General features: G+C 37.2%; 24 protein-coding genes and 1 other annotated feature. All 24 genes read right to left on the bottom strand.

All coding sequences use genetic code 11. The features are described from left to right. Positions 1–1188 carry a phosphoglycerate kinase gene (locus J6L95_RS00705; protein WP_287457732.1) on the bottom strand — a complete coding sequence of 396 codons (1188 nt, stop codon included), beginning with the start codon at positions 1186–1188 and terminating at the stop codon, positions 1–3. Between the two features lie 129 nt (positions 1189–1317). Then, on the bottom strand, positions 1318–2211 hold the full coding sequence (locus J6L95_RS00700) for a DUF7916 family protein (protein WP_287457730.1): 894 nt from the start codon (positions 2209–2211) through the stop codon (positions 1318–1320). 56 nt (positions 2212–2267) lie between these two features. Beyond that, positions 2268–3113 carry a hypothetical protein gene (locus J6L95_RS00695; RefSeq protein ID WP_287457729.1) on the bottom strand — a complete coding sequence of 282 codons (846 nt, stop codon included), beginning with the start codon at positions 3111–3113 and terminating at the stop codon, positions 2268–2270. A 20-nt stretch (positions 3114–3133) separates the two neighbouring features. Then, a complete protein-coding gene (gene ilvB / locus J6L95_RS00690; protein ID WP_029070190.1) occupies positions 3134–4819 on the bottom strand; it encodes a biosynthetic-type acetolactate synthase large subunit in 1686 nt (561 codons plus the stop codon). A 12-nt stretch (positions 4820–4831) separates the two neighbouring features. Further along, positions 4832–6502, bottom strand: coding sequence for a dihydroxy-acid dehydratase (gene ilvD / locus J6L95_RS00685; RefSeq protein ID WP_029070189.1), 1671 nt, complete (start codon positions 6500–6502; stop codon positions 4832–4834). 14 nt (positions 6503–6516) lie between these two features. Then, the gene (leuB, locus tag J6L95_RS00680) at positions 6517–7599 is read right to left on the bottom strand and encodes a 3-isopropylmalate dehydrogenase (RefSeq protein WP_029072367.1); all 1083 of its coding nucleotides are present in this window, start codon (positions 7597–7599) and stop codon (positions 6517–6519) included. Further along, complete coding sequence (gene leuD / locus J6L95_RS00675) at positions 7592–8095, bottom strand: 3-isopropylmalate dehydratase small subunit (protein ID WP_029070187.1); 504 nt, start codon at positions 8093–8095, stop codon at positions 7592–7594. Before leuD ends, leuB begins: the two co-directional genes overlap by 8 nt. After that, on the bottom strand, positions 8088–9365 hold the full coding sequence (gene leuC / locus J6L95_RS00670; RefSeq protein WP_031589402.1) for a 3-isopropylmalate dehydratase large subunit: 1278 nt from the start codon (positions 9363–9365) through the stop codon (positions 8088–8090). The genes leuD and leuC overlap by 8 nt, the downstream gene beginning before the upstream one ends. Positions 9366–9465: 100 nt before the next feature. Then, positions 9466–10482: a ketol-acid reductoisomerase gene (gene ilvC, locus J6L95_RS00665; protein WP_287457726.1), complete on the bottom strand. Its 1017-nt coding sequence runs from the start codon at positions 10480–10482 to the stop codon at positions 9466–9468. Positions 10483–10510: 28 nt separating this feature from the next. After that, a complete protein-coding gene (gene ilvN, locus J6L95_RS00660) occupies positions 10511–11014 on the bottom strand; it encodes an acetolactate synthase small subunit (protein WP_287457725.1) in 504 nt (167 codons plus the stop codon). An 11-nt stretch (positions 11015–11025) separates the two neighbouring features. Beyond that, positions 11026–12711 carry a 2-isopropylmalate synthase gene (leuA, locus tag J6L95_RS00655; RefSeq protein ID WP_287457815.1) on the bottom strand — a complete coding sequence of 562 codons (1686 nt, stop codon included), beginning with the start codon at positions 12709–12711 and terminating at the stop codon, positions 11026–11028. A gap of 54 nt (positions 12712–12765) precedes the next feature. After that, positions 12766–13019 (bottom strand) — a binding site (T-box leader). A gap of 238 nt (positions 13020–13257) precedes the next feature. Continuing rightward, positions 13258–14292 (bottom strand): D-alanine--D-alanine ligase family protein, encoded by a 1035-nt coding sequence (locus tag J6L95_RS00650; protein ID WP_031589401.1) that lies wholly within the window; start codon positions 14290–14292, stop codon positions 13258–13260. Between the two features lie 3 nt (positions 14293–14295). Beyond that, positions 14296–15639 (bottom strand): UDP-N-acetylmuramoyl-tripeptide--D-alanyl-D-alanine ligase, encoded by a 1344-nt coding sequence (locus J6L95_RS00645; RefSeq protein ID WP_074688426.1) that lies wholly within the window; start codon positions 15637–15639, stop codon positions 14296–14298. Positions 15640–15650: 11 nt separating this feature from the next. Next, a complete protein-coding gene (locus J6L95_RS00640) occupies positions 15651–16085 on the bottom strand; it encodes a zinc ribbon domain-containing protein (RefSeq protein ID WP_287457723.1) in 435 nt (144 codons plus the stop codon). A gap of 1 nt (position 16086) precedes the next feature. Next, positions 16087–16320 carry a hypothetical protein gene (locus J6L95_RS00635; protein WP_031589396.1) on the bottom strand — a complete coding sequence of 78 codons (234 nt, stop codon included), beginning with the start codon at positions 16318–16320 and terminating at the stop codon, positions 16087–16089. 11 nt (positions 16321–16331) lie between these two features. Further along, the gene (locus J6L95_RS00630) at positions 16332–16538 is read right to left on the bottom strand and encodes a helix-turn-helix domain-containing protein (RefSeq protein ID WP_029070178.1); all 207 of its coding nucleotides are present in this window, start codon (positions 16536–16538) and stop codon (positions 16332–16334) included. 4 nt (positions 16539–16542) lie between these two features. Further along, positions 16543–17484: a DNA-binding protein WhiA gene (whiA, locus tag J6L95_RS00625; RefSeq protein WP_029070177.1), complete on the bottom strand. Its 942-nt coding sequence runs from the start codon at positions 17482–17484 to the stop codon at positions 16543–16545. 14 nt (positions 17485–17498) lie between these two features. Then, a complete protein-coding gene (gene rapZ / locus J6L95_RS00620) occupies positions 17499–18350 on the bottom strand; it encodes an RNase adapter RapZ (RefSeq protein ID WP_029070176.1) in 852 nt (283 codons plus the stop codon). A 107-nt stretch (positions 18351–18457) separates the two neighbouring features. Beyond that, the gene (gene hisC / locus J6L95_RS00615; RefSeq protein WP_287457721.1) at positions 18458–19510 is read right to left on the bottom strand and encodes a histidinol-phosphate transaminase; all 1053 of its coding nucleotides are present in this window, start codon (positions 19508–19510) and stop codon (positions 18458–18460) included. 74 nt (positions 19511–19584) lie between these two features. Beyond that, on the bottom strand, positions 19585–20397 hold the full coding sequence (locus J6L95_RS00610; protein ID WP_287457720.1) for a LytTR family transcriptional regulator DNA-binding domain-containing protein: 813 nt from the start codon (positions 20395–20397) through the stop codon (positions 19585–19587). A 132-nt stretch (positions 20398–20529) separates the two neighbouring features. Further along, positions 20530–21297: a zinc ribbon domain-containing protein gene (locus J6L95_RS00605; RefSeq protein WP_287457719.1), complete on the bottom strand. Its 768-nt coding sequence runs from the start codon at positions 21295–21297 to the stop codon at positions 20530–20532. Continuing rightward, the gene (locus J6L95_RS00600) at positions 21294–21806 is read right to left on the bottom strand and encodes a thioredoxin family protein (protein ID WP_287457718.1); all 513 of its coding nucleotides are present in this window, start codon (positions 21804–21806) and stop codon (positions 21294–21296) included. The genes J6L95_RS00605 and J6L95_RS00600 overlap by 4 nt, the downstream gene beginning before the upstream one ends. A gap of 83 nt (positions 21807–21889) precedes the next feature. Continuing rightward, entirely contained in the window at positions 21890–23437 is a 1548-nt protein-coding gene (gpmI, locus tag J6L95_RS00595; protein ID WP_029072358.1) for a 2,3-bisphosphoglycerate-independent phosphoglycerate mutase, read from the bottom strand. A gap of 78 nt (positions 23438–23515) precedes the next feature. Next, positions 23516–23908, bottom strand: a complete 393-nt coding sequence (locus J6L95_RS00590) for a hypothetical protein (RefSeq protein ID WP_029070170.1) — start codon at positions 23906–23908, stop codon at positions 23516–23518. Between the last annotated feature and the right edge of the window lie 163 nt (positions 23909–24071).

Here is a 24071-nt window from a genome sequence, read left to right as displayed (position 1 = left end):
TTATTTGTCATCTACAGCAGCGATACCTGGTAATACTTTACCTTCCATATATTCAAGTGAAGCTCCTCCACCTGTAGAAATATGAGATACCTGATCTGCGAATCCTAACTGTTTAACAGCAGCAGCACTATCTCCACCACCGATGATAGTGTTAGCACCATCTAATGCAGCTAATGCTTTACATACTTCGATTGTACCATTAGCGAAGTTAGACATTTCGAATACACCCATTGGGCCATTCCAGATTACTGTCTTAGCACCTTCAAGTGCTTTCTTGATGTTTTCAACAGATTTAGGACCAATATCTAATCCCATGTATCCATCTGGTACATCTTCACCAACAACTTTGATATCACCTTCGTTAGCAAATGCAGTATTTACAACTGAATCTACTGGTAATACAAGTTTGTCTCCACCTTTATCGATGTATTTCTTAGCTAATTCAATCTTATCTTCTTCAACTAATGAAGAACCGATCTTATGACCTTTTGCAGCAGCAAATGTGAACATCATACCACCACCGATGATGATCTTATCAGCAATACCTAATAAGTTTTCAATAACACCGATTTTTGAAGATACTTTAGATCCACCTAAGATAGCTACTAATGGTCTATCAGGGTTAGAAACTGCTTTTCCGATATAAGCGATTTCTTTTTCTAGTAAGAAACCAGCTACAGCAGGTTTTAAGTTAGTAGGAATACCTACAGTAGAAGCATGAGCTCTATGTACAGAACCGAATGCATCTTCTACGAATACATCACCAAGTGATGCCCAGTATTTACCTAATTCAGGATCATTTTTAGTTTCACCTGGTTCATAACGAGTGTTCTGAACTAAGATAACCTGTCCATTTTCAGCATTCTTAACTGCTTCTTCTAATTTAGGTCCACGAGTTGCGTCAACAAATTTAACATCTCTACCTAATAATTCAGCTAATCTAGGAGCGACAACAGCCATATTGTTTTTAGCTTTGTCTTCTTCTGTCTTGATCTTTCCTAAATGTGAGAATAATACTACAGCTTTAGGATTATGTTCTAATAAATAGTTGATTGTTGGTAAAGCGGCAACAATTCTGTTGTCATCAGTAATAACCTTTCCTTCGTCTTTCATTGGAACATTGAAGTCTACACGTACAAGGACTGTCTTGCCAGCGACATCAATATCTCTAATTGTTTTTTTATCCATTATTCTTGACCTCCATGGTGCCATTATATCACCTAGAATAAGCGTTTTCAATTAAATTAAAGATGATTAAATTTATGAAAACGCTTGCTCTTTTATTTTTCTAATTTATTCCGTCATTAGAGCTAAATTCTAATCCCTATTAATGGAAGAAGCCATACGATGATAAGTCCATCTTTTTCCTCTTATCGCAATAGATAAACTCATAATATTTTCAGGTAAAGCAATGCCGCACCATCCCGCATCTCCGATGTGCTGAAGATCAGCTCCACATCTTTTATTAGCTAACGCAATCTCACGAATGGTATGCTCATCAGCTCCTTCCTGACTTGTCCCAATAGCAGTCAATGCTAATGCATTGTGGTTATGAATAAATTTGCATGCTTCACTGACACTCTTTTCATCAAGACCTGGGACAGTGTTAACTGCTGGCAATAAAATAATGTCTGCACCCGCTTCAATAAATGAAGCAATTGCCTCTAGATCGACCAACTCTTCATCTACACCAGCACTATGCATCTTTCCAGCAATGATCAAGCCATCAAAATGTTCTTTTGCCTTCTTGATTGCCAAACATATTGACGCATTGCTTACCCCCGTTCCAGGATTGCCAGTTAAACATATAAACTGCAGTCCTAATTCATTAGCACGCTTAAACGTCTTCTCACTTGCCTGTCTTCCTTCAGGAATAGCTAATCTTTCTTCCATCATCGCAATGTTTTCATCCACTGGTTCTAGATTGCATCCTACCGGTCTAGCAATTAGCTTCTTTAATGTTTCTACTGGTGTAGGAGAATCAATTCCTTCAATACGAGGATGAAGGACATCAAATGTATTCAATAAGATGAGATCACTGCCAAAGCTCGCAGCCAATTCTGGATTAGAAATATCATCTAGCAACGGATGAATACTGATAACTGTCTCACTCACAATCGTACGCCCTTCACTGGCCTTGATTGCCTGTTTTAATTCTTTCCCATTATAAGACAGCATTTCTTTTCCTGTACAATTAAGTAATCTTTTCATAATAAAAACCTCCTGTACTCATCGTAGCACAAGAGGTTTTTTAACATATTTTATTTTCAGAAATTGTTTACTTCTGTTTCAGGTTCCTTATTCTTTCTGCTCAAATAGATAAATGTAAATCCTAAGATCACATAGACAACCCCAGCAATCATGACTGGCTGCGTGACCTTGTTTTTCATCAACATAAAGAAATCAGTAAGATATTCTTTATTGAATGAAAGATGAGCATAGGACATATAAGCACTCATAAGCATTGGCGAAAGCAGATGCAAGAGTGAAGTCAGTAGCATTGTCCAGCCAAAGAAACGAATCTTTCTTTTCACAATGATCATTGAAAGAATGATCAATACGGCAAGACTGACACTTGAGGCCATAAAGATAATCTGAATATGATCTTTAATGATCTTAAACTGCTGAGCAATACGGTTTGTATATTTAGTCATATCTACATGACTGATAGCAACCTCTACAGCTTTTGATATAAAAGGCGAAAGCATGTCAGCATTGATGACATTAAGATTATTCTTCTTAAGATAAGAATTGATAGCATCATTATAGTCTTCAGTAAAATAAGTTCCCTTGACACTCATCTCTTTACCAGCGTAAAGATCATCTACCATCGCTTCAACTTCTTTCTGTACTGTTTTCTTTTTTACAGCTTCATCTAAAAGTGGTTCAAGATACGCTGATAATACCTCATTGTACACTGAACTATTGCGATAATCAGAAAGAATGCTTTCCTTGATTTCTTTAGTTAAAGAAGTATATATCTCACTAGATGCCAATTGCTTCTTAACATACTCTTTCTGCATGATTGTTTCTTTACAAACAAAAGATAAACATACAGTAAAAGCAAGCAAGGCAATCAGTACACCATCAATGAATTTAATAAATGTTTTCATGACTTCCTCCTTATAGGATGTTATTTGTTTTTAACATCATCAGCATCAAAGACGCTTTCAATTGGTGCACCAGGTGCAACCATTGGGAAGACTTTATCATCATCATCGATAATTGCTTCAATAAGGAATGGTCCATCATAATTTAATGCTTCCTTGATTGCGGCAGTTGCTTCTTCTTTAGTCGTAACTCTGACAGCCTTGACTCCAAGACCTTCTGCAGTCTTGACAAAGTCAACTTTATCATGAAGAACTGTAGCACTATAGTGCTTATCATAGAACAATGTCTGCCACTGTCTTACCATACCTAATACGTGGTTATTGAAGACAACCTGAATAATTGGCACATTGTATCTTGATGCTGTGGCAAGTTCATTCATGTTCATACGGAAACATCCGTCACCTGCGATGTTAATAACATGTTTATATGGTAATCCATATTTAGCACCAATGCAAGCCCCTAGACCATAGCCCATAGTCCCTAGACCACCGGATGTCAAGAGCTGTCTTGGATGACGGAAATGATAGTACTGTGCTGCCCACATCTGATGCTGTCCTACATCAGTAGTGATGATAGCTTCACTATCAGTAAGAAGGTCTAACTGTTCAATAATATAAGGACCAGTCAAACGATCTAAATCGTATTTTAATGGGAAACGATCTTTAAGTTCCCTGATTTCTTTCATCCAAGTTGGATGATTCTGCTGCTTCAAGAATAAATTCAATGATTCAAGAATAGCTTTCGCATCACCGACGATGCCAAGATCAACCTTGATGTTCTTATTGATTTCAGCTTCATCGATATCAATGTGAATACGCTTTGCATTCAAGGCAAACTTCTTTGCATTACCGATAACACGGTCACTAAATCTTGCCCCAATTGTAATTAACAAATCACATTTAGAAACGCCAAGGTTGCTTGTTTTAGTACCATGCATACCAAGCATTCCTGTATATCTTGGATTTAAGCCATCAAATGCCCCTTTACCCATTAATGAATCAGTAACTGGTGCATCAATTTTTTCTACAAATTCTTTTAATGCTTCACTCGCATCAGAAGCGATGGCTCCACCACCAACAAAGACGAATGGTTTCTTTGATTCTTCAATCATCTTGATGGCTTTTTCAATTTCACCTTGCTGATATGAATTGACTTTCTTATTATCAACTTCTTTTTCAGCCTTAACAAATTCATATTCACACTCAGAAATAGTAGCGTTCTTAGTAATATCCACAAGAACAGGTCCTGGACGACCTTTAGCTGCAATCTTGAATGCTTTTCTGATTGTTGGTGCCAAGTCTTCTACTTTCTTTACAATAAAGTTATGTTTTGTAATTGGGATAGTTACCCCTTTAATATCAATTTCCTGGAATGAATCTTTTCCTAATGCTGTTGCAGGAACATTAGCTGTAATTGCAACAAGTGGAATAGAATCCATATACGCTGTGGCAATTCCAGTAACAAGGTTGGTAGCACCAGGTCCTGATGTTGCCATACAGACACCGACTTTACCAGTAGCTCTGGCATATCCATCAGCGGCATGAGCTGCTCCTTGTTCATGAGAAGTCAGTACATGATTGATACGATCCTGATATTTATATAAACTATCATAAACTTCAAGAATTGTTCCGCCAGGATATCCAAAGACAGTTTCTACGCCTTGCTCAAGCAAGCATTCAACAACAATGTCTGATCCTTTTAGTTTCATGAGAGGCCCTCCTTATTTATCTACTTTAAGTACGGCTCCAGTATTGGCACTTGTAACCATAGCCGCATATTTCTTTAGGTAGCCAGTATTGATCTTAGGAACTCTAGGCTGCCATTTTTCTTTACGTTTAGCCAATGTTTCATCATCGACGTTTACATTGATCTTATTATTAGGAATATCGATATCAATGATATCTCCTTCTTCTACTAAAGCGATTGGTCCACCAACAGCTGCTTCAGGTGAAACATGTCCGATTGATGCACCTCTTGTTGCACCAGAGAAACGACCATCTGTGATAAGAGCAACATCTTTATCAAGACCCATACCAGCGATTTCACTAGTAGGTGAAAGCATTTCTCTCATACCAGGTCCACCTTTTGGACCTTCATATCTGATGACAACAACATCACCAGCAACAATTTTTCCTGCTCTGATGGCAGCAATAGCATCATCTTCACAATCAAATACACGAGCTGGTCCTGAATGTGTCATCATTTCAGGAGCGACAGCCGATGCTTTTACAACACAGCTATCAGGGGCAAGATTTCCTCTTAATACCGCAATTCCACCAGTCTTCATATATGGATTATCAACTGGACGAATAATTTCTGGATTCTTATTAACGCATCCTTTAATATTTTCAGCGATAGTCTTACCAGTACATGTAATACCATCAGTCTTTAAGATACCCAACTGATCCAATTCATTCATGACCGCATAAACACCACCGGCATTATCCAAGTCTTCCATGAAAGTATCACCAGCTGGTGCTAAATGACAAAGGTTTGGTGTAACCTTAGAAATCTCATTAGCGATATCCAAATTAAGCTTAACGCCAGCTTCATGAGCGATAGCTGGAAGATGAAGCATAGAGTTTGTAGAACATCCTAAAGCCATATCAACAGTCATCGCATTTCTAAATGCATCTTCTGTCATGATATCACGTGGCTTGATATCTTTTTCTACAAGTTCCATGATCTTCATACCCGCATGTTTAGCTAATCTGATACGAGCTGAATAAACAGCAGGAATTGTACCATTTCCTTTTAGACCCATACCCAATGCTTCAGTCAATGAGTTCATTGAGTTGGCTGTATACATACCTGAACATGATCCACATGTTGGACAGGCTTTCTTTTCAAATTCTTCAAGTTCACTTGCTTCCATGTTACCAGCATTGAACTGACCTACAGCTTCAAATAAAGATGAAAGACAAGTCTTCTTTCCTCTTAATTCTCCACCAGCAAGCATTGGTCCACCAGAAACAAAGATTGTAGGAATATTGATACGTGCAGCTGCCATCAATAATCCTGGAACATTCTTGTCACAGTTAGGAATCATGACCAAACCATCGAACTGATGTGCTGTTGCAAGACATTCAGTAGAATCAGCGACCAATTCTCTTGTAACTAAAGAATATTTCATACCAGTATGGTTCATCGCAATCCCATCACATACCGCAATTGCAGGCACTTCCACTGGGACACCACCAGCCATATAGACACCTTTCTTGACCGCTTCTGAAATCTTATCAAGATTCATATGTCCTGGTACAATTTCATTATATGAGCTCACAACCCCGATTAGAGGACGATCTAATTCTTCTTCAGTGAACCCTAGTGCATTAAATAATGATCTATGAGGTGCTCTTTCAACACCTTTTTTCACATTATCACTTCTCATGTCATGTTTCCTCCTTATAATCTTGAGACAATAAGTTCTCCCATTTCGGAAGTAGAAACTTTCTTATCTCCTTCTTTATAGATATCAAAAGTACGATATCCTTCTTCTATAACTTTCTTTACCGCATTTTCAATAGCGACAGCTTCTTCATCTAAATCAAATGAATATCTAAGCATCATTGCGGCTGAAAGAATTGTTGCAATTGGATTTGCAATATTCTTTCCGGCAATATCTGGTGCAGAACCACCACTTGGTTCATACATACCAAATGCATCATCTCTAAGTGATGCTGATGAAAGCATACCAATTGAGCCAGTAACCTGACTTGCTTCATCACTTAAAATATCTCCAAACATATTTTCAGTTAGAATAACATCAAACTGTGCTGGATCTTTGACAAGCTGCATAGCAGCATTATCTACTAGCATATGTTCTACTTCTACTTCAGGATAATTAGCAGCTTCTTCATTGACGATGCTTCTCCATAAACGAGAAGAATCCAATACATTGGCCTTATCTACAGAAGTGACTTTCTTTCTTCTCTTCAAGGCAATTTCAAAAGCACGCTTAACAATTCTTCTGATTTCAGTTTCAGTGTAGACAAGATTATCATGAGCAACTTTTTCCCCATTGATTACCTTTGTATCACGTTCACCAAAATAAAGACCACCAGTTAATTCTCTAACGATGACCATATCAAATCCCTTTTCACTAATGGACTCCTTCAAAGGACAAGCATAGCGAAGTTCTGGGTAAAGCACAGCAGGTCTTAAGTTCGCAAATAGACCAAGTTCCTTTCTGATCTTCAAAAGACCAGCTTCTGGTCTTTTATCAGAAGGAAGCTTATACCAAGGTGAAGTATTGGTATTGCCACCAATTGATCCTAAAAGAATTGCATCTGTTGTTTTAGCAAAAGCAACATCCTCATCTCTTAAAGGCACACCGTAGGCATCAATTGCACATCCACCCATAAGGATATCTGTATAAGTAAAATGATGATTATATTTCTTCTCAATACCTTTTAAGACTGTGATGGCAGCATTGACCACTTCTGGTCCAATGCCATCACCCTTAATCACTGTTATATGTTTATTCATTGACACTCTTCTTTCCATTAACGTAGTTCACTAATCCACCTACATTAATAATCTTCTGCATAAATTCAGGGAAAGGCTGTGCCTGGAATGTCTGTCCAGTTGTTACATCAGTAATAGTACCTGTTGTATAGTCCACCTTAACTTCATCACCATCATTGATGGCAGCCGCAGCTTCTGGACATTCCATGATTGCAAAGCCAATATTGATCGCATTACGATAGAAAATTCTCGCAAATGAATCAGCGATAACGCATGCGACTCCAGCGCTCTTTAAGGCAAGAGGAGCATGTTCACGTGAGCTTCCGCAACCAAAGTTTTTACGTGCAACGATGATGTCGCCTTCTTTTACACGCTTAGTAAATGTAGGATCAATATCAACCATCGCATGTGATGCAAGTTCTTTTGCATCAAAAGAGTTTAAATATCTTGCTGGAATGATAACATCTGTATCGACATTATCTCCATATTTAAAGACTGTTCCATGTGCATTATTCATGACTCATACCTCCTACTTTTTCTGGGTTGGCAATATAGCCAGCAATAGCACTAGCTGCTGCCACTTCTGGTGAAGCAAGGTAAATCAATGCTTCAGTATCTCCCATACGTCCGACAAAGTTTCTGTTTGTCGTAGAGACACATTTTTCACCTTTTGCAAGTACACCCATATGTCCACCCATACATGGTCCACATGATGGTGTATTGAAAGCGCATCCTGCTTCTACAAAAATATCTACCAATCCTTCATGAACACATTCCATGAAGATTTTCTGTGTAGCTGGTACAACCATAACACGCACATTATCAGCAACTGTATGTCCTTTAAGAACAGCAGCTGCTTTTCTTAAGTCGCTCATTCGTCCATTTGTACATGAACCAATAACAACCTGATCAATCATGATCTTTTCTTCCTGATCTACTTCATCAATTGTATGTGCATTTCCTGGAAGATGTGGGAATGCGACTGTAGGTCTAATTGAACTTAAATCAATGTCAATGACTCTTTCATAGACAGCATCTTCATCAGCAGTATATTCTTTCCAGTCTTCTACCCCTGCATTTTTCATATACTCTCTCGCTAAGTCATCAACTGGGAAGATCCCGTTCTTAGCACCTGCTTCAATGGCCATATTGCAGATAGTAAAACGATCATCCATGCTTAATTCTTTGACGCCTTCTCCTACAAATTCCATTGATTTATATAAAGCTCCATCAACACCGATCATACCGATAATATGAAGGATGACATCCTTCCCGCTGACAAATTGAGGAAGCTTTCCTGTCAAATTAAATTTAATTGCTTCTGGAACCTTGAACCATGCTGTTCCAGAAACCATTCCAGCAGCAATATCAGTTGTTCCAACACCTGTTGAAAATGCTCCTAAAGCACCATATGTACAGGTATGAGAATCTGCCCCAATGACGCACTGTCCACCATAGACAAGTCCGCGTTCAGGCAAGATGGCATGTTCCACACCACATTTTCCCTGCACCATGACATGTGTCAGATTTTCTTTAATCGCATATTTTAAAATATCTCTCGCATTTTCTGCTGATTTGATATCCTTATTTGGCGTAAAATGATCCGGCACAAAGACAACTTTGTCTTTATCAAAAACGTGCCCACCCATCTTTTCGATAATAGGCAACGCCATCGGACCTGTAATATCATTTGCCATCACGAGGTCAAGCTTGGCCTCAATCAACTGTCCTGCAGTCACATGATCCAATCCTGCGTGATCACAAAGGATTTTTTGTGTCATCGTCATCTTAGTCATATACTCTTTTATCCCCCTTTATATGTTGTCATAAGGAAGCAAGATCTTGCTTCCTTATGACAACACACAAAATTTGTGTGTTGTACTAAGATTAGTTGTTTAATAGCTTATCATCTTCAGCCCAGCTGTATAATGCACGGATATCTGCACCAACTTTTTCTGACTGATGTTCAGCAGCTAACTGTCTCATAGCCTTGAAGTGAGCCTGTCCACCTGCAGCTGACATATCCAATAGGAAGTCTTTTGCGAAAGTACCATCCTGGATATCTTTTAATACTTTTCTCATTGCATCCTTAGTATCTTCTGTTATGATCTTAGGACCAGTGATGTAATCACCATATTCTGCAGTATTTGAGATTGACTGTCTCATACCAGCGAAACCTGACTGATAGATTAAGTCAACGATTAATTTCATTTCATGTACACATTCAAAGTAAGCATTCTTTGGATCATAACCAGCTTCGCAAAGTACTTCGAAACCAGCCTGCATTAATGCTACGACACCACCACAAAGAACAGCCTGTTCACCGAATAAGTCAGTTTCAGTTTCAGTTCTGAATGTAGTATCCAATAGACCAGCTCTTGCACCACCGATTGCAGCACCATATGCTAATGCATAATCATGAGCTTTTCCTGTGTAATCCTGTTCAACTGCAACTAAGCAAGGTGTACCCTGTCCATCTACATATGTAGAACGTACAGTGTGTCCTGGAGCCTTAGGTGCGATCATAGTGATATCTACGTTCTTAGGTGGAACGATCTGATTGAAGTGGATATTGAAACCATGTGCAAACATAAGCATATCGCCTTCATTTAAATATGGAGCGATTTCTTCTTTATATGTTTTAGCCTGTAATTCATCTGGAATAAGTACCATGATGATGTCAGCCCATTTAGAAGCTTCAGCAGTTGTCATTACTTTAAGACCCTGTGCTTCAGCCTTAGCAGCTGAACGAGATCCTTCATATAAACCAACAACAACATCTACACCTGATTCTTTAAGGTTTAATGCATGTGCATGTCCCTGAGAACCATAACCGATAATTGCTACCTTTCTTCCTTCTAGTAAACTTAAATCACAATCTGATTCATAATAGATTTTAGCCATTTGATATACCCCCTGTTTCTCTATTACTTTACATCTTTTTTATATCAAAATCACTGAGACCACGTGCCATACCAGCTACCCCAGTACGAACGATCTCCATGACCTTGAAGCTATCTAACATGGCCAATAGACCATCAATCTTGGACTGTGTCCCCGTTGCTTCTATGATTAGTGAATCTGGAGCCACATCAACTATATTACATCTAAAGATGTCGACAATTGAGACAATGTCCTGTCTCTCTGCCGCTGATGCTTTCACCTTGATCATCACAAGTTCACGATAGACGGAACTGTTATCATCAAGAACAAAGACATCAAGAACATCTTCAATTTTCTTTACTTGTTTTTCAATCTGAATGAGCGTATCAGGCATTCCTCTTGCCGCAACAGTCATTCGTGAGATGTCGGGATTATTTGTTTCCCCAACTGTCAGCGAATCGATATTGTATCCTCTTCGTGAGAATAGACCAGCTACACGATTGAGAACCCCTGGCGTATTTTCCACCAGGATCGAAAGAATCATTCTTTCCATATGTTTTCCTCCTACTGCTTATTCAAACGACGATGAATTCTGTTCATTGCAGAAATGATAGCCTTCATTGTCGCTGTCGTAATATCAGCATGAACACCTACACCAAATTCAGTGATTGATGTTCCTTTAGCACGCAACTGTACATAAGATGCTGCCTTTGAAGAAGACCCTGAAGTTAAGGCATGTTCACTGTAATCCAATAAGTGCATATATGGATAACCATTTGAGTTAAAGGCATCTTTTACTGCATCAATTGGACCATTTCCATACCCTACAATTGTCTTCACTTCACCATGATCGCTAATTGTTAATTCAACCTTACGTTCATGTTCATGTGATTTATCTTCTGATTCATCAGTCTGTTTCTGATGAATAAATTTGAATGGAGATTCATTATCAATATATTCTTTAGTAAATGTATCAAAAATTCTTTCTGGAGAAACTTCTCCTTCAGCTTCTGAGATTGACTGTACAACCTTAGCAAAATCACCCTGCATCTGTTTTGGAAGATGATATCCGAAGACTGTATCCATAACAAAGGCAACGCCACCTTTACCTGACTGAGAGTTGATTCTGACGATTGGTTCATACTGTCTATTTAAGTCAGCTGCATCAATTGGAAGATAAGGTACTTCCCAGATACCTTCACCACGTTCATGATATTTATGCATACCTTTGTTAATGGCATCCTGATGTGAACCAGAGAAAGCTGTAAATACCAACTGTCCAGCATATGGCTGACGAGGACCAACTTTCATCTTAGTACAACGTTCATACATGGCTTTTACATCATTGATATGAGAGAAGTCCAATTCAGGATCGATACCATGTACATACATATTCAATGCCACAGTAACAAGATCCACATTACCAGTACGTTCACCGTTACCAAATAATGTTCCTTCAACTCGATCAGCACCAGCAAGCAACGCTAATTCAGTAGCAGCTACACCAGTCCCTCTATCATTATGTGGATGTAATGATAAGATAACACGATCACGATCTTTAAACTTACGTGATACATATTCAATCTGATCAGCATAGACATTTGGTGTATCCATTTCTACAGTAGCAGGAAGATTAATGATGACTTTCTTATCCTTGCTTGCTCCCCAAGTATCCATAACTGCATCACAGACTTCAACCGCATAATCCATTTCTGTTCCAGTAAATGATTCAGGAGAATATTCTAGGATGACTTCTCCATCGAATTCAGAAGAAAGATCTTTAACAAGCTGACATCCATCAATAGCAATCTGCTTAATTTGTTCTTTATTTTTATTAAAGACCACATCTCTTTGAAGAATACTTGTGGAATTGTAAATATGTACAATAGCACGATCAAGACCCTGAAGACATTCGAAAGTTCTTCTGATCAAATGTTCACGACACTGTGTTAATACCTGAATAGTTACATCATCAGGAATCATGTTTTCATCAATTAAGACTCTGATGAAATCATATTCAATCTGACTTGCACTAGGGAAACCTACTTCAATTTCCTTAAAGCCAAGATCAACTAACGTCTGGAACATCTCTACTTTCTCTTCAATCTTCATTGGAGTAACAAGAGCTTGGTTACCATCACGTAAATCTACTGAACACCATGTTGGGGCATGTTCGATATGCTTGTTTGGCCAAGTACGATCTGGCAAACTAATTGTCTCAAACCTCTTATACTTCTTGTAATTCATCATCTTCATTTCTCCTCCTAACGTTATAAAAAAACTCCCGTCCCTACTATTGCTAGTAAAGAGGACGAGAGCGCGTATACTCCGTGGTTCCACCTCAGTTCATTGATGCTTCACAACATCAACCTCATTAAGTACGCTTAAATGTTTAAGTTCATACTCTAGCGTGATAACGGTCGCAATTACCGTAGCCACCTACTTGATTCAGTGCTCCACTCAGGGATGAGTTCAAAATGTCAACAGCAGCTCTTTACACCACCCAGAGCCTCTCTCTGCCTGTCTTCATCTCTACTAGTTCCCATCAACGTATTTTATTATTAACTTGCTTAACATGTTACACTCAACATCTTATGATGTCAACAAAAAATAAACATATTTTTATATTTCAAGATAATTAAAGCACCCATATTTTGGAATAAACAAAAAATGACCTAAACATTACTTTTTCGTCCTTTTTTATTATAACGCTTACATTTAAAAAGAGGAAGAGATATTATTTTAAAATGAAAAAGAAAAAAGACGCTAAAGCCAATACTTTAGCGTCTTTTTCTATTATCTTTCTAATGCGAGCGCGATAAGACGGTTGATGAGTTCTTCCTGTGAAATACCGAAATCTTCCATTAGCTGAGGATACATTGAAATATTTGTAAATCCTGGCAATGTATTTAACTCATTAAGGTAAAGATCTCCTGTATCTTTATCTAAGAAGAAGTCACAACGTGCTAATCCATGACCATCGATAGCCTTAAATGCACGTACTGCTTCTTTTCTGATAGTATCCTGGATGGACTGATCCACTCTTGCTGGAATGCAAGTCGCTGATTCTTCATCTTCATACTTAGATTCAAATGTATAGAATTCCCCATGTGGAAGAATCTGACCTACACGTGATGAAATAATATCATCATTACCTAATACTGCACATTCCAATTCAGTCGCATTGATGCTCTTTTCAATAAGAATCTTACGGTCATACTGTCCAGCTTCTTTTAGCTTAGGAAGAATATCTTCTTCCTTGTTGACCTTATAGCATCCCACTGAAGAACCTGAACGGCTAGCCTTGATAAAGCATGGGACACCAAATGTATCCATAACTTTCTTGACGATATCTTTTTCTTCAGTTGTATCATCATTAACAATGACAAATTCATCATCAAAACGTTTCTTGACATAAAGAGAAGGAACCTGTTTAATACCTGCTGCATCGATTAACTTCTTAGTGATAACCTTATCCATCGCATTGGCAGAATCATTGACTCTGCATCCCACATATGGCACACCAGCCATTTCAAATAATCCCTGGATAGTTCCATCTTCTCCATACATTCCGTGAAGAACAGGGAAAATAACATCAAAAGAACGTAAGAAATCGAAGATTTCTTTTACTTCCTTTGCATTATTAAGCCAATTATCACTTGCATAATCTTTAACTTCATCATCAAGATGATACCAAGTACCTTCCTGATCGATACCTAATACAGTTACCTCGTAGCGTGTATCATCAATCTTCTTTCTAATATTAGTACATGACATTCTCGATACACTATGTTCTGTTGATTGTCCACCACAGACTAAAAGTAATTTCATAAATTATTCTCCTTTTAAATCATCTACGACTTCTTTTAAACCCATACCATTGGACGCTTTTACTAGAATAACATCATTTTCATTAAGTAATTCATGCATAGCCTTAATCATTTCTTCTTTGTTTTTAAAATGATAGCCATTACGTCCAGCTTTCTTGACTTCATCGATAATATACTCCGAAGCTTCTCCTACCGCAAGTGTTAAATCAATATTCTTTTCGACAAGATGCTTTCCAACTTCTCTATGAAGTTCTTCTTCATACTCACCAAGTTCAAGCATATCACCTAAAATCGCAACCTTTCTTTCCTTGTAGGCAGAAAGGACATCAATAGAAGCAATCATTGAATCCAAGTTGGCATTGTATGTCCCATCAAAGACTTTCATGCCATTCTTTACTTCAATAAGATCAGCTCTCTTCTTCGTTAATTCAAAATGTTCTACACCATGAATACATTCTTCAATGCTTTCACCTAGCGACAATCCTACCTGAATGGCCACTAACGCATTGTAGACAAAGTGTTTTCCAGCAACTGGTACATGAACATCGTAAAGCTTATTTTCTACTTCAATCTTAAATGAAGAAGAATCTTCATTTAAGATGACATCTTGTGCCATAAGATCTGCTTGATCATCAATACCGATACCTTTTAATGTGAAGCCATCTTCTTTTACAGTAGAAAGCATATCGTTGTCATGGTTGATGACTAGAACACCATCTTTCTTTAGACCATGAGTAATTTCCATCTTGGCCTTAAGAATATTTTCTCTAGATCCCACTTCACCGATGTGCGCTGTCCCGACATTGGTAATAGCTGCCACATCAGGCAAGGCAATATTTGTCAGATAATCAATTTCTCCAAGATGGTTCATTCCCATTTCGATCACCATTGCTTCTTCATCCTTATAGCGAAGAATAGTCAACGGTAAACCGATATGGTTGTTATAATTTCCAAGCGTCTTCAAGCACTTGAAATGTTCACTTACAACACTGTAGATCATATCCTTAGTGCTTGTCTTACCAACACTGCCCGTAATCCCCACAACAATCGCATGAGAATGAATACGCACATAGCGAGCCATATCTCCTAGAGCTTTTAATGTATCTTTGACAAGAATGACATTCTTGTCAGGATAGTTCACTTCTTTTTCGGTAATAATGGCGCTAGCGCCATTGTCGAAGGCAGAAGCGATAAAATCATGTCCATCATGATTTTCTCCTTTTAAAGGAATGTACATCATTCCTTCTTTTGCTTGTCTTGAATCTTGTGTAAACCCTTCGATTATATCGTCCTCACGACCTGAAAGAAGGGTTCCTTTTGTTGCTTCAAGTATCTCTCTTACTAACATATTAACCTCTCTTATTTTACCACCATAGCGTTCTTTGGCATGTCAGTGACCTGTACGCCATGAGTTGATTTTAGAATTATGTAGCAGAAAACTGTTACAAGAACAAAGACAAGAAAAATTCTTAGCACTTTGCTCCAGTGAATCTTTGAATCCACTGCTTCTACGTTTTTTTCTATATATTCCATTCTATATTCAGTAGCAGACTGATTTAATTTTGTACCGCACTGCACACAATAGCCAACTCCTGGGTTATTGACATGCTGGCACTTCGGGCACACTGCACCGTTATCTTGTTTTAATGCATATCCACAATACTGACAAAATGATGCATCTTTTGATACTTCACGATGACAGTTAGGACAGACTGCTCTTGAAATTGGCTGACCGCACTGACTGCAGAATAAGGCATCATCGCGGTTTTCAGCTCCACAATGTGAACAGATCATCTTATTGCTCCTTTTTTTCTTCTTCATCGACGACTGTGTAGTCTACATCGATGATATCTGGATTTTCTTCATGTATCTCTACTTCTTCTTCATGTGGCTTTTTAAAAGCATTCACAATTGCGTAGACGATAGCTGCAATCAAAAGCAATGGCCATAAATAAATAATAAATGAAATCACTGATGATAATAGCAGCAAGACAATTAATACGATTAACAATATAACAAGTATATCCATAGAATCTCCTTTTATCGAAAAAGGTCTTCCAGTTTAACATCGAGACCTTTTGCAAATTTTTCAATAGCTTTTAATGAGACATTTCTACGTCCTCTTTCTACATCAGAGACATAATTTTTAGAAAGCTGACATCTCCACGCCAGCTCCTCTTGAGAAATTTCCTGCAGCATGCGCAGTTCACGAATACGCATACCAAATCGCTTTTCGATTGTTGTCAAAAAATCACTCCTCCATATGCTTGAGTTTATTAGCTTCATCCTTGATCTTTCTGAATCGATGATGTAGCCCAGACTTAGAAATAGTCTTTCCTGTTTTTTCAAAGTAGACATCTGCCAATTCATTTAAAGACAGTTCCGGATTTTCTAGACGAATATTAGCAACGATGGCAGTCTTTTCATCTAGTATTTCTATTCCTGCCTTATCAATGACATAAGCGATATCTTCAATCTGCTTTTCTGCTGCTGACATGACTTTCATCTCATTAGCAATATCGCAGTTATTCCATCTGTTGACAGTATTGGCCATTGATCGATCAATTCTTGTCATTTCAAATTCCATGACTGAAGAGCTTGCCCCAATGGCACGAAGAAAGTCACCAATCTTCTCTGCTGATTTAAGATAGATTACATATTTTTTACGACGCTGAATGACTTTGGCATTCAGTTCATATTCATTCATGAGTTTGGCAATAAAATCAGCATGCTGCTGATCATTGACATTCATTTCAAGATGATAATTTGATGTATCCGGATTGTTTACTGACCCACTTGCTAGAAAGACTCCTGCAAGATAGGCTCTTTTAGTATCTGATGAATGAAGAATTTCTTGTGATGGGACAATAGGAAAACCTAGTCCATCCATAAGATGAAGATCATCAAGAATCACACGTGCCTTAGAGACTCTTAAGATATAGACGTTGTTCTTGTTAAGTTTCATCTTCTTAGAAACTCTAAATTCCAATTGTGGATGATAGATTTCCTTGATAAGCTTATGTGCCTTAGAGGCAATCTTGGCATTTTCTGTACGTATTGTTAAAGACATGCCATTGCCTAAGTGCAATGTTCCTGTAACCTTGATCAAGGCACAAAGCAAAGCTTTTGAACAATCGACATCAAAATCATTAAATACAATTTCTTCTTTTACCTTTCTCGCAAAAGAAAGCATGCTGTGTTCACTCCTTAATGGTCAGCATCGCGGTGATATTTATACACCTGATAATACTGACTATAATAGTTGGCAAAATAATTTGTAAGTGTAACACTGCGGTGCTGTCCGCCAGTGCATCCGATTCCTACAATTACTTGCATCTTACCTTCTTTTTCATATTCCGATAGAAGATAATCATAATATTCTGTTGTTCTCTTTACAAATTCCTTTGTACTTTCTTTTTCCATGACATAGTTGTAGACGTCTACATCATTACCAGTCTTTGGACGAAGTTCTTCCACATAGAACGGATTAGGAAGAAAACGTACATCTAGAATTAAATCGGCATCTTTTGGTACACCATACTTGTAGCCAAATGAAACAAAGCTGACTCTAAAGACATCTCGCTGTTCTTCAAAGAATGATGATTCTAGAATATCCTGAAGAGCCTTTGGCTTTAATAATGTCGTATCAATGACCTTATGAGCCTGTGATTTCATACGTTCAAACTGACGTCTTTCAAGCTGAATAGCTTCTGTTAAAGTTGATGCCATATTGGCAATCATCATCGGATGAGAGCGTCTTGTCTGTTTATAGCGCTTCAAGAGTGTTTCATCATCACAATCTAAAACAATGACACTTAGAGCTATATGATCGACATTAGAAAGAATACGAATCGCATCCAATGCATCGTGAAGGCGTACTGCCATCGCAATCTTTGCTGGTTCAAAGCTTGAAGATTTCAATAGATCTCCAAATACTTCTAATAGGGCTACCGGATAATTATCCATGCAATAATACCCCATGTTTTCAAAACCTGCCATTGCTAATGTCTTGCCAGCGCCTGACATTCCTGATACTAATACAACTTCATAATCCTCCATAATTATTCCTCCTGACCACTATACGTGTACATTATAGCATAATTATAAAATATTGCTTTAACATTATGCGAAAAATTATCTTCCTATACAAGCAAAAAGAGGTGTTTTTACACCTCTAGGTTCTCAATCGCTTTTAATAATTCATCCATCTGTTCATCAGTACCAATTGAAATACGTAAATACTGATCAATTCGTGGCGCATTAAAATGTCTAACAAGAATATGCTGGTCTCTTAGCTCTTTAAAGAGCTTGTTGGCATCATAGGATGGATGCTTGACAAAAATAAAGTTAGAGCGACTTTCTGGCATAACGAAACCAAGTTCCTTTAAGCGAGCAGCAACTCTCTCTCTTGTCGCAATGATCTTTTTAGCGTTCTCTTTAATATAATCACTATCCATCACGCTCGCTTTTCCGATGGCTTGAGCAAGTCGATCTAGTGGATAGGAGTTAAAGGAATTCTTTACATCATTAAGACGTGAAATCAAATATTCATTACCGATCACAACTCCTAATCTGATTCCTGCTAAAGAACGGAATTTAGAGAAGGTCTGTGTGATAAGGAGATTGTCAAACTCCTCTAATAGCTTAACGCTGCTTTCTCCCCCAAAGTCAATGTAGGCTTCATCAATCACTACAACGCTATCTTTGTTATGGAGAAGGATATCTCTGATATCTTCTACAAAAAGAAGAGCTCCAGTTGGTGCATTAGGATTAGGGAAAATAACGCCCCCGTTTTCTACATAGTAGTCTTCTTTGTTAATGCGGAACTGTTCATCCAATGGAATCTGTGTATAAGGAATATCAAACAGATGACAATATACTGGATAAAATGAATATGTAATATCTGGGAATAGAATTGGCTTTTCACCATTGAAGCATGTTAAAAAGATCAAGGCTAACACTTCATCAGAGCCATTGCCTAAGAAGATCTGATTAGCATTGACACCATGATATAAAGCCAACGCTTCCTTTAAGCCTGTTGCTTCTGGATCAGGATAAAGAGAAAGTGAAGAGGCATCGAAGCTCTTGATGGCTTCATTCACTTTTTCACCTGGATCATATGGATTCTCATTGGTATTAAGTTTAATTAATTTTTTATCTTTAGGCTGTTCTCCAGCCACATATGGTTCTACGTTCTTAAGATTATCTTTCCAGCTCATAGTTTATCTCCTACTCTTTTTAGCAATTATAATTTATCATTGTTTTTTAGTCAATAACGAAAAAAGGAAAAGGTTTATTGTCCTTTTTCCTCTTTTTGTGTCAAAGTATAGAAAACGCTCTTCATATTCTTAGCTGGAACAGGTATTTTATCACCCGACTGCATTTCTAAGAACTTTTTGCCGATTAGTTTTACACAGCTCTTTTGTATAACATAAGAGCGGTGTACCTGAATAAAACGATTATCAAGCAATTCCAAGAAATTCTTCCATGTGATTTTAGCGTGGATATTTTCATTGTTCATATAGATGACTGTATCATGTCCCAATGCCATCGCATATTCAATATCCCCTAAGCTGATCAGACGAATCTGTTTCTTATCATCCTTTACATGAATCAGATCATTATTCTTATTTGCATAGATCTGATCTTGTAGATAATTATAAGCAAGCTTGCTAAGACCCTGTGGGAATTCCTTGTTTCCATTATAGTATTTGTTTCCTGATGACAAGTGTATATGCGTAATTTTAAGTTCCTTATCCTTCGTCAATACCCAAATGACAGTTACACGTTGTCCCTGATAGAACAATTCCTTATTATTCTTATTGCTCATACTGATGTAGCGTCCACATACTACACATGTATGATTCTCATTAACAATCGGGTAAAACTCTTCATTACGTAATTCACAGCTTGTTAATTCATCCCTTGTTCCTTTCAGTAGATTCAGTGTTTCCTTCTTGCCGTGTACAAACTGACCGCTGAAAGGTCCTATATAGATAACTTCATCAGAAAGAAAATCATCTAAGGGTTCCACTTCCTTGTTCCAGAAGCTTTCAATTATCTGTCGTGTTTTTTCAATGACAGTGTTGACCATATCCTTTCTCATTAAATATTCACCTTCCAAAAACATCTCATTCAAACATATCTATACATTCCCCAAATTATTATCCTATATTAATTGTAAGACACGTCTTACTTCATTATATCATATAACTATATATATGACACCTGAAAAAAACTATCGCGCTAAACGATAGTTTTTGTTTTTATAGATTTCAAGTACACTTCGATATGATTGTCCATCAGGATAGTAGACAAGAGATCCACCTTCAAGATAGGCACCTACCCCGTAATGACCAAGTCCTTCCTTATTTTCAAACAATGTACGTTTCTCTTCAAATGCATTCAGGAGACTCTGATATGTTTTTTTCGTTGTCATTTTTAAGATATAGGGCTTTAAGTCTTTCATCTTAAGATCATCAAAAAGAAGACATCCTGATTTTGATAATGTAAGCATCTCTTCATCATAAGTCTTTGTACGATCATATTCTCTTACTATCTCAAGACTGACGTCTTTATTGATGATAGCTTTATTAATAATCTTTACTTTAAGATTCTCATTAGAATAATAACGGAAAGTATAGCTTGTCGTAAAAGTAAGGCCGTAGGTCTTGCTTAATGATTGATTATAATCTTTAATTGGTGAAATAAACTTGTCCGCATTATCGAAGGCTTTATTAAATTCATCAAGGGACGTATAGCTTTTTAAGAAAGTACCTTCTCCCTTAACAGTTGTCCCAATAGTGTTGCTGATTTGAGGCTTGATAAAATACTGATTTAACATTGTCATGGCCAATGTGTAAAAGATAAATACAACAACTGCGACTGCTCCGATCACATAGCGATATACTGGTATAGATGGTTTCTGTTCATGTAGATGATATCCACAATGTGGACAATAGCGTGCTTCATCTTTTACTTCATTATGACAGTGTGGACATTTCATGAAGCATCCTCCTTAAAATAGTCATCCATAAATGTCTTAAATTTCTTTACAAACTCTTTCTGTTTTTCAATCTGTTTAGCACGATCTTTTATTTCATAATAAGCTTCATCAAGATACTTGTACTGTTTTACAATCTTGCCATTGGAAATGACTTCTAATGTTGGTGTCCAGTCAATTTCAAAGGTCTTATAGAGATTATCATAGAAATCTTTTTCTTCTTTTGTGGCATCTTTTTTCTTGGCTGCATCACGATAGGCTTTCGTATTAAGATAATATAATCCTGCGTTCTTATTTTTAGCAAGATATTCTTCTAATATAGGCTTAAAGGCCATGCAGTCTCCACAATCCGGTCTTCCAATGTAGACCATGAATTCTACATTTTGAGACATCTTCTTTTTCAATGCCTTATATTGTATTTCTTTTATTCCTGTTACCTTCTCTTTTTTTGCACTGCTTGTACATCCTAAAAGAAGAAGGAAACAGATTATTAAAATGAATGATTTTTTCATCGTGTTCCCCCCTTTAGTCTCGTGTTTACATCATAGCATATTTCTTGAAAAACAAAAAGTGCAGCAATGCTGCACTTTTAAGATTACTGGAAGCAATCTGGTTCATTATCGATTAATACGTTACCTGTCATTTCTTCAGGAACTTCTAATCCTAATAATGTTAAGATTGTTGGTGCTAAATCTCCTAATTTACCGCCTTCTTTTAATGCGATATGAGAGTTAGTTACGATTAGAGGTACAACGTTAGTTGTATGAGCTGTGAATGGGTTACCTTCTTCATCTAATAATGTTTCAGCATTACCATGGTCAGCAGTGATTAACATTGTTCCACCTAATTCTAATACTTTGTCATAAACTTCACCAACGCATTCATCAACTGTTTCAACAGCTGAGATAGCAGCAGGGATGATTCCTGTATGTCCAACCATGTCGCAGTTTGCGAAGTTGACAATAACAACATCAAATTCACCTGAATCTAATTCTTCAATTAACTTATCTTTAACTTCATAAGCTGACATTTCTGGCTGTAAGTCATAAGTAGCAACTTTTGGAGAATTAATAAGGTCTCTTTTTGCACCTTCGATTTCTTTATCGACACCACCATCCATGAAGAATGTTACGTGTGCGTATTTTTCAGTTTCAGCAATTCTTAACTGCTTCATACCTTTAGCTGATAAGTAATCACCAAGAACGTTAGTTAATACCTGTGGCTTGAAGGCGATATGACCCTTTACACTATCAGCATATTTCATCATTGATACGAAATAAATATTTTCTCTCTTCACTGCTGGTACATAACCCTTATCAGCATAGAATTCTGGATTAGTAATAACAGTTGCCATCTGAATTGCTCTATCAGGTCTGAAGTTAGCGAAGATAACTGCATCATCATTTTCTACAGCACCATCTACGTTGCTATTATATCCTGGTACAACGAATTCATCATATACTTCATTAGCATAAGAATCTTTTACGAACTGAACTGGATCAGTGAAGCTTGGTCCTTCATGTTCAGCGATTGCTTTATAAGCTAAATCAACACGGTCGAATCTCTTATCTCTATCCATTGCATAGTAACGTCCAGAGATTGAAGCGATTTCTCCAACACCGATTTCTTTCATTTTAGCATCTAATTCTTCTACAAATGAAAGTCCGCTATCTGGAGCAACATCTCTACCATCCAAGAAAGCATGTACATAAACTTTTTCAAGTCTTTCTCTTCTAGCAAGAGTTAATAAAGCATAGATATGTTCATTGAATGAGTGAACACCACCGCTTGATAATAATCCCCAGATATGTAATTTAGATCCATGATCTTTTGCATGTTTGATCGCTGCTAGGAATTCTTCGTTTTCAAAGAATTCTCCATCTTCAACAGCTTTATTAATAAGAGTTAATGACTGGTAAACAACACGACCAGCTCCGATGTTCATATGTCCTACTTCAGAGTTTCCCATCTGTCCTTCTGGTAAACCAACAGCATTTCCAGATGCCTGAATTGTAGTTGTTGGATACATAGCCATCAAATCATCCAAATTTGGTGTATTTGCTAATTTTACAGCATTACCATCCACACGGGAAGTAAGTCCATAACCATCTAAGATACATAAAACTATAGGTCTTTTTTTCATTTCCTTAATCCTCCATTTACTGATGAAATGATAACATTATCTCTATACAAATTCAATGGAAAAGCCTTGATTTCAAAATCAGGCTTCATTTTCTTTTAGAATAGATTTCCCATAACGCAATAGCGAGTGAAGATCTACTTCCTCTTTTCCTTTTTGTGAATGAACAATAATATAGCTTCCAAAATATTCAAAGCGATTAGAATGAATAATCGAATTGATATCTGCTCTTAATTTATCATTATAGATAATCATCTGATTTTCTCTCATCTTCCTTAATAAGACACAGTAAGAAGCTAATGCTAATTCAAGGTGTAATATGGAGATAATGCGATCTTTTCTTAAAATATGACTCGCAAACTCCCCTTCTCTTAACGCGAGCTTTTCAAGATGGTTAATAACCATCTCCACATTGGTAATCGATTCTTCCAATGTTTCCAGATAACATTTTTCTTTTACTTCATGTATTTTCATAAACATCCCTCTTCAATAAATTGGTAGTGTCAAAAATCTATAGCACATAGCACTAATACACTACCCTCAATTTTATCTATATAAACAGTAAAATGATTACTGAGTATATCTTAGTAATCATCTTTTTTCGTATTTAACTAAAAAAGATGAAACCTCCTGTGTT

Origin of the sequence: Kandleria sp., assembly GCF_017934775.1 — a bacterium.
In the GTDB taxonomy this organism is placed as follows: Bacteria; Bacillota_I; Bacilli_A; order Erysipelotrichales; family Coprobacillaceae; genus Kandleria; species Kandleria vitulina.
This window is presented reverse-complemented; position numbering and strand designations above follow the sequence as displayed.

What these genes read in the sequence shown, in the direction of transcription:
- whiA (WP_029070177.1), bottom strand. Translation starts at nt 17,484, where the DNA reads ATGCTTTCTTTTGCGAGAAAGGTAAAAGAAGAAATTGTATTTAATGAT.
- ilvC (WP_287457726.1), bottom strand. Translation starts at nt 10,482, where the DNA reads ATGGCTAAAATCTATTATGAATCAGATTGTGATTTAAGTTTACTAGAA.
- J6L95_RS00610 (WP_287457720.1), bottom strand. Translation starts at nt 20,397, where the DNA reads ATGAGAAAGGATATGGTCAACACTGTCATTGAAAAAACACGACAGATA.
- J6L95_RS00640 (WP_287457723.1), bottom strand. Translation starts at nt 16,085, where the DNA reads ATGATCTGTTCACATTGTGGAGCTGAAAACCGCGATGATGCCTTATTC.
- J6L95_RS00700 (WP_287457730.1), bottom strand. Translation starts at nt 2,211, where the DNA reads ATGAAAAGATTACTTAATTGTACAGGAAAAGAAATGCTGTCTTATAAT.
- ilvB (WP_029070190.1), bottom strand. Translation starts at nt 4,819, where the DNA reads ATGAAACTAAAAGGATCAGACATTGTTGTTGAATGCTTGCTTGAGCAA.
- ilvN (WP_287457725.1), bottom strand. Translation starts at nt 11,014, where the DNA reads ATGGAAAGAATGATTCTTTCGATCCTGGTGGAAAATACGCCAGGGGTT.
- J6L95_RS00695 (WP_287457729.1), bottom strand. Translation starts at nt 3,113, where the DNA reads ATGAAAACATTTATTAAATTCATTGATGGTGTACTGATTGCCTTGCTT.
- J6L95_RS00705 (WP_287457732.1), bottom strand. Translation starts at nt 1,188, where the DNA reads ATGGATAAAAAAACAATTAGAGATATTGATGTCGCTGGCAAGACAGTC.
- rapZ (WP_029070176.1), bottom strand. Translation starts at nt 18,350, where the DNA reads ATGGAGGATTATGAAGTTGTATTAGTATCAGGAATGTCAGGCGCTGGC.
- J6L95_RS00650 (WP_031589401.1), bottom strand. Translation starts at nt 14,292, where the DNA reads ATGAAATTACTTTTAGTCTGTGGTGGACAATCAACAGAACATAGTGTA.
- leuD (WP_029070187.1), bottom strand. Translation starts at nt 8,095, where the DNA reads ATGAATAATGCACATGGAACAGTCTTTAAATATGGAGATAATGTCGAT.
- ilvD (WP_029070189.1), bottom strand. Translation starts at nt 6,502, where the DNA reads ATGAGAAGTGATAATGTGAAAAAAGGTGTTGAAAGAGCACCTCATAGA.
- J6L95_RS00645 (WP_074688426.1), bottom strand. Translation starts at nt 15,639, where the DNA reads ATGTTAGTAAGAGAGATACTTGAAGCAACAAAAGGAACCCTTCTTTCA.
- J6L95_RS00635 (WP_031589396.1), bottom strand. Translation starts at nt 16,320, where the DNA reads ATGGATATACTTGTTATATTGTTAATCGTATTAATTGTCTTGCTGCTA.
- J6L95_RS00600 (WP_287457718.1), bottom strand. Translation starts at nt 21,806, where the DNA reads ATGAAAAAATCATTCATTTTAATAATCTGTTTCCTTCTTCTTTTAGGA.
- leuB (WP_029072367.1), bottom strand. Translation starts at nt 7,599, where the DNA reads ATGAATAAACATATAACAGTGATTAAGGGTGATGGCATTGGACCAGAA.
- leuA (WP_287457815.1), bottom strand. Translation starts at nt 12,711, where the DNA reads ATGATGAATTACAAGAAGTATAAGAGGTTTGAGACAATTAGTTTGCCA.
- hisC (WP_287457721.1), bottom strand. Translation starts at nt 19,510, where the DNA reads ATGAGCTGGAAAGATAATCTTAAGAACGTAGAACCATATGTGGCTGGA.
- leuC (WP_031589402.1), bottom strand. Translation starts at nt 9,365, where the DNA reads ATGACGATGACACAAAAAATCCTTTGTGATCACGCAGGATTGGATCAT.
- J6L95_RS00590 (WP_029070170.1), bottom strand. Translation starts at nt 23,908, where the DNA reads ATGAAAATACATGAAGTAAAAGAAAAATGTTATCTGGAAACATTGGAA.
- gpmI (WP_029072358.1), bottom strand. Translation starts at nt 23,437, where the DNA reads ATGAAAAAAAGACCTATAGTTTTATGTATCTTAGATGGTTATGGACTT.
- J6L95_RS00605 (WP_287457719.1), bottom strand. Translation starts at nt 21,297, where the DNA reads ATGAAATGTCCACACTGTCATAATGAAGTAAAAGATGAAGCACGCTAT.